The sequence below is a fragment of the Streptomyces sp. 13-12-16 genome, assembly GCF_002114215.1.
Taxonomy (GTDB): domain Bacteria; phylum Actinomycetota; class Actinomycetes; order Streptomycetales; family Streptomycetaceae; genus Streptomyces.
Genome location: NZ_NCTE01001287.1, coordinates 2,791 through 7,735, shown reverse-complemented (window position 1 = coordinate 7,735; position 4,945 = coordinate 2,791). Strand labels below are relative to the sequence as shown.

Here is a 4,945-nt window from a genome sequence, read left to right as displayed (position 1 = left end):
GCCGTGCCGGGCCACGCGCAGCCGGTCACCGTCGCGGTCCGCGTTCGCGGCCGGGTCGTGGCCGAGGACCACGTCATGGTGGGGCAGCCCGGCCGGGCGCCGCGACCTCCCGCCGCGCCCCGGGCACCCCGCTCCCACAGCCGCTTCCGGGACCGGCGGACCGCCGCCCCGGAGTCGAAACCGCTCGACGTCGGGGAACGTCCGTCATGAGCCGTCGAAGGTCATGCGGCCGCCGAACGGCGGCCCGGGCCGCCCGGGAACCGGTCAGCCGTGCAGCCAGATCCGCAGCGGACCGACCGGCTCGAAGCCATGGCGCACGGCGACCGCCAGGTCATCGCCGTGCTCGTATCCGACCACCGGCAGGGTGGGGAACAGCCGGCGCACCGCGTCCAGTACGACCGGCCAGGCCACGTCAGGGCCGCCGTCGAGTGCGAAGACGTTGGAGATCCCGACCACTTGGTCGCTGAGGCTCGCCACCGCCCCGGCGACCACCCCGCCGTCGGCGGAGTGCCCGGCGAGCACGAACGTGGCGGGGTCGTCGAGGAGGCCGGGCCGGAAGAGGTCCGCGTTTCCGTCCCCGTCGTCCCAGGCGAGCGCCCATGCGCGCAGCATGTCCGGGGTGCCCACCACGTCCCAGGCGAGATCCGGCGCGGTGGCGGGCGCACTCGCCGGCCGGTGGATCCACTGCGCCTCGAACAGCACCTGGAAGCCGGCTTCCGTCAGGTCGAGGTCGGCGAAGCTGTCCTTGACGGAGGCGCCGGGCGCGGTGGTGTCGATCCGGGCCAGCAGCGCGGCCGGGCCGGCCCCCGGCACCAGCGTCACCGCGTCGGGGTGGTACAGCGGTGTGCGGACCGGGGCGGCCCAGGCCTCTTCCCCGAACCCGCCCGCCGAGCCGTGCGATCGGCTCATCACCGCGCACCACTCGGCGTTGTTGCGGGCGGCGGCCCGGACCAGGAGTTGCTTCGACGTCGTCACGAGTGCGGATCCTGGCTGGTCGCGGCCCGGCTGGTCGAATGCTTTTCCACCGCCCGCGGGACAGATCACGCCGGCACGGGAGGGCCGGACGGAACACGTCGTGATCGACGTGGACACCGGGCGGTGGGCGGTCGTCTTCCAGGACGGCGGCCGGTGGAGGGTCCGGCAGGGCGGCACGGCGCGTCTGTGGGACGAGATCACCGAGGGTGTCACACGGTCGGCAGGCGGACGGACGCCCGCCTGCCGACCGTGTGCGGCTGCACGCCGGCACTTCGCGCGGGGTTCGCCGGTCACCGGCGCGGACGGGGGCCGAGGCGCCGTCAGGCCACCAGGGTGCGGGCGGGTTCGCGGTAGTAGTCGATGTCGATCGCCTGGCCGTCGAGGGCCAGGCGCAGCTCGGCCAGGCAGGTCCGTACCGAGGCGAGGACCGCGGGCACCCGGACGGTGTCCGCGAGGTGGGTCAGGGTGCGGTAGCTCTCGAGGAGGTGGAGCTCCTGCTCAGCCGTGAGAGGTGAGGACGCGTTCGTCATGAAGTCGTGCCGCCTTCCATTGTGATCGGGGCAGGCTGCCTGCGGGGGCGAGCTCCACCACGGGTCGGATGCCGATCTCGCGCTTGAACTCCTCCGCGATACGGCCGCACAGCGCGTCGGCGGCCGGACCGGCGAGCTCGCCCGCGTCGACCTTGACGTGGACGGTGTCGAGCCCGCGTACGGTGCGGATGGACGACTGGAACTCGTTGACCTCGTCGAAGGCGCGGACGACGTCCTCGATCATCACCGGGGTGACGGACACCCCGCGGATCTTGCGCATGTCGTCGACGCGCCGCAGGATTCCGCCGTCGTAGAAGTCCCAGGTGCGGCCGCAGCCGCACTCGGTGTGCGGGCGCCTGACGACGATGTCCTCGGTCCAGTGGCGGAAGAGCTGGACGCCCTCGCGGGAGAGTCCCGTGGTGACGCGGACGCCCTCCTCGCCGTAGCCGACGGGCTGCTTGGTCTCGGGGTGGAGCACCTCGTCGTAGCAGGACTGTTCGTTGATGTGGCAGGCGTTGCGCCGGGAGGGGCACTCGAACATGAAGACGCCGCCGAACTCGGTGGTGCCGGCCGCGTTGAAGACGCGGGCGCCGAAGGCCTCCTCGATGGTGCGGGTGGTGAAGTCGGAGCGCGGCTCGGCCCCGGCGAGGATGATCCGTACGTTCGCCTCGCGGGCCAGGTCGACGCCCATCTCGCGGGCCGTCTCGATCAGCCGCATGGCGTAGCTGGGGGTCAGGCCGAGGACCTCGATCCGCTGCTCCACCAGGAGGCGGACGCGGGTGCGGGAGTCGAGGCCGCCGGAGGGGAAGACGGTGCAGCCGATGCGTTCCAGCGCGTAGTGCATGCCCCAGAAGCCGGCGAGCAGGCCGTAGCCGAAGCACACCATGCCCTTGTGGTGCGAGCGCACCCCGTTGGCGTACAGCGCGGTGCAGAAGGTGTCCACGCACCACGCCCAGTCCCGCTCGGTGTCGAAGGTGCGCACCGGCGGGTTGCCGCTGGTGCCGCTCGTCTGGTGGTGGCGCACGCTCAGCGACGGGTCGAGCGAGGGCCAGGTGCCGTACGGCGGTGCCTGCTCCTCGGCGGCGAGCAGGTCCGCCTTGTACAGCAGCGGCATCCGGGCGGTGTAGTCGGCGAGCGAGGTGATGCCCTCGGGTATGCGGGCGCTCCAGAACGGTGAGGAGCGCCGGGCGTGGTCGAGGGCGCGCTCGAGGCGCTGCCACCGCCAGGACTCCAGCCGTTCGCGGGGCATGGTCTCCGCTGTGCTGTTCCAGTAGTCCACGTATGTCTCCCCATGTACGCCCGGCGGTTGGTGACACCGGGAATCCTGACGCCCGCCGGCCCGGCGGCGCATCTTTGCGCGTGCGGTCCGTGGCCGGTGGCGTCAAGTGGCCCCGAGCGGTCTCAGGCGGCCGTGACGGTGGCCGCCCGGGTGCTGAACTCGCGCACGGTGCGCAGGTAGTTGGTGATGATGTCCATGCCGTGGTCGGTGCGGAAGCTCTCGGGGTGGAACTGGACCGACTCCACGGGCAGGGTGCGGTGGCGCAGCCCCATCACATAGCCGTCGTCCGCCGAGCGGGCGGTGACCTCCAGGCAGTCCGGGACGCTCTCCTCGGGCACGACGAGGGAGTGGTAGCGGGTCGCCTCGAACCGGTCGGGCAGGCCGGTGAACAGACCGCGTCCGTCGTGGCGGATCCGGCTGGTCTTGCCGTGCACGAGGTGCTCGGCGGGCACCACGCGCGCGCCGTGGGCGCGGCCGATGGCCTGGTGGCCCAGGCACACCCCGAGCAGCGGCAGACGTCCGGCGAAGGCCCGTACGAGTTCCACGTGGCCCGACTCGTCCGGGTGCCCGGGGCCGGGGCCGAGGAGGATGCCGTCCAGCCCCATGGCGGGCACGTCGGCCGGGGTGAGCGCGTTGGAGCGGACCATGAGGGGGACGGCGCCCGCCGACATCAGGTACTGGCGCAGGATGTCGACGAAGCTGTCGAACGCGTCGACCACCAGGATCCGCGGGGGCGGACCGGAGGCGGGCCGGACGGTGAACATCCGGGTCACAGCAGTTCCTTTCCGGTGACCGCCCAGTGTGCGGCGCTCATCTTGGCCAGCGTCTCGCGCCATTCGGCACGGGGATCGGAATCGGCGACGATGCCCGCGGAGGCACGGGTGCGGTACACGCCGTCACGGTGGAACAGGGTGCGGATGCACAGGGCGAGGTTGGTGTAGCCGCCGACGTCGAGGACGCCGAGGGCGCCCGCGTACAGGCCGCGGCGGCTGCGCTCGACGGACTCGATGATCTCCATGGCCCGGATCCGGGGGGTGCCGGTCATGGTGCCGGCGGGGAAGAGGGCGGCGATCGTGTCGAAGGCGTCCTTGTCCGGTTCGGCCTCCCCCAGCACGGTGGACACCAGGTGCAGCACGTGCGAGTACCGTTCGACGGTGAGCCGGTCGGGCACCTGGAGGGTGTCGGCGCGGCAGATCCGGCCGATGTCGTTGCGGCACAGGTCGACGAGCATGGTGTGCTCGGCGATCTCCTTGGGGTCGGAGGACAGCCGCCGGGCGCCGGCCTCGTCGTCCCCGGTGCGCGGCAGCGTGCCGGCGATGGGCCGCATGGTGACGGTGCCGTCCTCGATCCGCACGAACAGTTCGGGGCTCGCGCCGATGACGCACTGGCCCGCCAGGCTCGCGAGGTACATGTACGGCGAGGCGTTGCGCCGGCGCAGCCGCTGGTAGACGTCGGCCGGGCGGGCCGGGGAGCGGATGGTCAGCTCGTGCCCGATCTGCACCTGGTAGATGTCGCCGGCCGCGATGTGCTTCAGGCAGCGTTCGACGTCGGCGGCGAACAGGCCGGGCTCGCTGTCGTCGGTGACGACGGATGCGGGGAAGGTGTCGGCGGCCGGCTCGGGGTGGGTCTCACCGGCCCGCGCGAGCAGGCCGAGGACGCCGTCCCCGTCGAGGGGCTCCCAGTGCGCGGACTCGTGCAGGAGCAGTTCGGCCCCACCGCCCTCCAGGTCGGCGACGACGCAGCCCTGGTGCAGGACGAGGTGGACGTCGGGCAGGTCGGGGCGCTCCTCGATGAGGTGCGGGAGGTCCTCCACGTAGCGGACGGCGTCGTAGCCGAAGTAGGCGAGGAAGCCGAAGCGGAAGCGGGTGGCCGAGCCCTCGGCGTCGAACATCCGCTGGGCGGTGCGCAGCAGCGCCCACAGGTCCTTGAAGGAGCGCAGCCGCACGGTGGCGTGCCCCGTGCCGCCGGCCGGGTCCGTCCCGTCGGGTGCGAGCAGCGGCCGGGCGCGTTCCAGCAGCAGCCGGACGAGGCCGGGACGGCCCGCGACGCGCACCGTCCCGTCGGTGACGGACAGCGACAGCAGGGTGCCGAAGCCGGCGAACTGGTAGCGGCGGTCGCGCAGCGGGCCGGCGGCGGACTCCAGGAGGTACACCTCGTCGGG

The 4,945-nt window shown here is 72.8% G+C and carries 6 protein-coding genes; 1 reads left to right on the top strand and 5 read right to left on the bottom strand.

From position 1 onward, the window contains the following. Nucleotides 1-210 (top strand): hypothetical protein (locus B7767_RS47530; RefSeq protein ID WP_218775857.1); only part of this gene is annotated, 210 nt, incomplete at its 5' end. Between the two features lie 54 nt (nt 211-264). On the opposite strand, the gene B7767_RS39525 is transcribed toward B7767_RS47530, so the two are convergent. The 5 genes from B7767_RS39525 to B7767_RS39500 form a co-directional block, all read right to left on the bottom strand. Beyond that, the gene (locus B7767_RS39525) at nt 265-975 is read right to left on the bottom strand and encodes a hypothetical protein (protein WP_085576145.1); all 711 of its coding nucleotides are present in this window, start codon (nt 973-975) and stop codon (nt 265-267) included. A 320-nt stretch (nt 976-1,295) separates the two neighbouring features. After that, a complete protein-coding gene (locus tag B7767_RS39515; RefSeq protein WP_085576144.1) occupies nt 1,296-1,505 on the bottom strand; it encodes a DUF6052 family protein in 210 nt (69 codons plus the stop codon). Beyond that, on the bottom strand, nt 1,474-2,784 hold the full coding sequence (locus B7767_RS39510) for a phenylacetate--CoA ligase family protein (RefSeq protein ID WP_085576143.1): 1,311 nt from the start codon (nt 2,782-2,784) through the stop codon (nt 1,474-1,476). Before B7767_RS39510 ends, B7767_RS39515 begins: the two co-directional genes overlap by 32 nt. A 122-nt stretch (nt 2,785-2,906) precedes the next feature. Further along, nucleotides 2,907-3,548 carry an aminodeoxychorismate/anthranilate synthase component II gene (locus B7767_RS39505; RefSeq protein ID WP_256923732.1) on the bottom strand — a complete coding sequence of 214 codons (642 nt, stop codon included), beginning with the start codon at nt 3,546-3,548 and terminating at the stop codon, nt 2,907-2,909. Between the two features lie 5 nt (nt 3,549-3,553). Then, the coding region (locus tag B7767_RS39500; RefSeq protein WP_085576142.1) for an anthranilate synthase component I family protein at nt 3,554-4,945 on the bottom strand (1,392 nt) is incomplete at its 5' end.

Excerpts from the sequence above, each read along its gene's own strand:
- B7767_RS39505 (WP_256923732.1), bottom strand. The coding sequence starts at position 3,548 with ATGTTCACCGTCCGGCCCGCCTCCGGTCCGCCCCCGCGGATCCTGGTG.
- B7767_RS39515 (WP_085576144.1), bottom strand. The coding sequence starts at position 1,505 with ATGACGAACGCGTCCTCACCTCTCACGGCTGAGCAGGAGCTCCACCTC.